The sequence below is a fragment of the Shigella sp. FC1544 genome, from assembly GCF_001722145.1.
Lineage (GTDB): Bacteria > Pseudomonadota > Gammaproteobacteria > Enterobacterales > Enterobacteriaceae > Escherichia > Escherichia coli.
In genome coordinates this window covers 1-1,822 of sequence record NZ_MECT01000259.1, presented here as the reverse complement: position 1 = coordinate 1,822, position 1,822 = coordinate 1, and the positions used below count along the sequence as shown (strand labels likewise).

1 protein-coding gene and 1 pseudogene are annotated in these 1,822 nt (G+C 39.2%); both read right to left on the bottom strand.

All coding sequences use genetic code 11. The features are described 5' to 3' along the window. Window positions 1-147 (bottom strand): IS1 family transposase (locus tag BGK49_RS27120; RefSeq protein WP_001393286.1); only part of this gene is annotated, 147 nt, incomplete at its 3' end. Window positions 148-414: 267 nt separating this feature from the next. Then, a pseudogene (locus BGK49_RS13690) lies at window positions 415-630 on the bottom strand (hypothetical protein); the annotation flags it as partial. Window positions 631-1,822 lie beyond the last annotated feature (1,192 nt).

Genomic DNA, 1,822 nt, shown 5'->3' with positions numbered 1-1,822 from the left:
TTGAGAAGCGGTGTAAGTGAACTGCAGTTGCCATGTTTTACGGCAGTGAGAGCAGAGATAGCGCTGATGTCCGGCAGTGCTTTTGCCGTTACGCACCACCCCGTCAGTAGCTGAACAGGAGGGACAGCTGATAGAAACAGAAGCCACTGGAGCACCTCAAAAACACCATCATACACTAAATCAGTAAGTTGGCAGCATCACCGAAAGATATTTTTATGCATGACCTACCTGAATTTGCTCCGGGTAGAGGTTATAAATAAAAATTGAATCACGACAAACACAATATTCATAGTATGGCGATGCCTACGCCAGCAAGAATAGCGCCAATAATGTTGGGAATATAATAGACACTAGACGCACAGGCATCTCATCTCTTAACAAATAATAATCAGGGTATTTACTTTTGCCTCGCCAGCTGTTTACGTCTAAAGCACACAAGATTAACCATTCAATAACAAATGGCAATATCCATAGCCATACGACTTTACCTTGTAATGTTCGGTATTTCTTTATAATTATTCTGGGAAATCTATCATTTATTTTTAAAATCAAATTATCTTGTTGTTTAAAAATAAGTTCACATACTTTATCATCTTCTTCCGCCATCAACATCTCTGCATACTTAAACATTTCAGAACGTTCCTTTAGCACAGAAGAGTAATTATATGTCCAGTTCCCAGGCAATAATGCTTATGGATATTTAATTAATAATTTAGAGAATATTTTGCAATAATATTTGGCTGTATTCAGAAATACCTGAAAAATCATACTATACAGCCCCAGGGAATGGATAAAGATTCTAACAAAGCATTTCAACAATATATGCTTGTTAAAAATCCATATCGAAATGCCGTTGCAGCATTAATATATGCCTCATTCATAAAATGTAAAAGAGCAAGCTCGTACCAGTAGGGGGGAAATTCATTGACATGTCCTGTCAATACGTACAGAGCCCTGTCATGCTTGCAGCACGTAACAATTCCGTCCCCAGTAACCAGCGTGTCCCCTGATTATTATCAGGGTTATATGTTAGTATTTTATCAATGAGTATAACGGCATCCTGATGACGCTGTAAATGAACATTCGCCAGAATTGCAGCATAAAGAGCGCAAATGCATATGCCAGATGAGCGTGAATATCAATGATGTCAGGAGCATGTCAGGCAAGACGCCTGAGTTTGTTGACGTAATTTGTTTCGTTTATTTCATCACTATCGTATGCGTCAAGAGTTTTTTCAAACTCATCCCGAAATGGGCCAAGCCTGGTTTCAGGAAATAAGAAATACCCCTGGTTATTGTTCACTTAAAAGTATAATTTGTAATTCAAATCCTGAGCCTGTAAAACGGGGAGTAACATATTCTATTCTGAAGAGAATAAAAGTCGTGATGCGATGTATCAAGCCCGGATTGTAATCCCAGATTAACATAGATCACAAAACAACTTATTCTTCACTAACGTGAAGATAAATATCGTTGTATGCCTTATCACGACTACGAATACCAGCAAGATACAACTGACATACGGAAAGATACCATGTTTTTTACTCCCGAAAATAACGCTAAAAAGATACTTCCCCATCGTTTGTCCTTAGTATTGTCAGCGCCAACAATGTGGGCTGACATGATAAAGCTGTCTAGGAAAACGTTCGCCTCCTCAGCGGACAATCCAAATGGTGATTGTCCCTATTAAACGTTTATTTTGAAGGTCGACTGAATAAGGTGATTGGATTTGCCCCTATATTTCCAGACATCTGTTATCACTTAACCCATTACAAGCCCGCTGCCGCAGATATTCCCGTGGCGAGCGATAACCCAGCGCACTA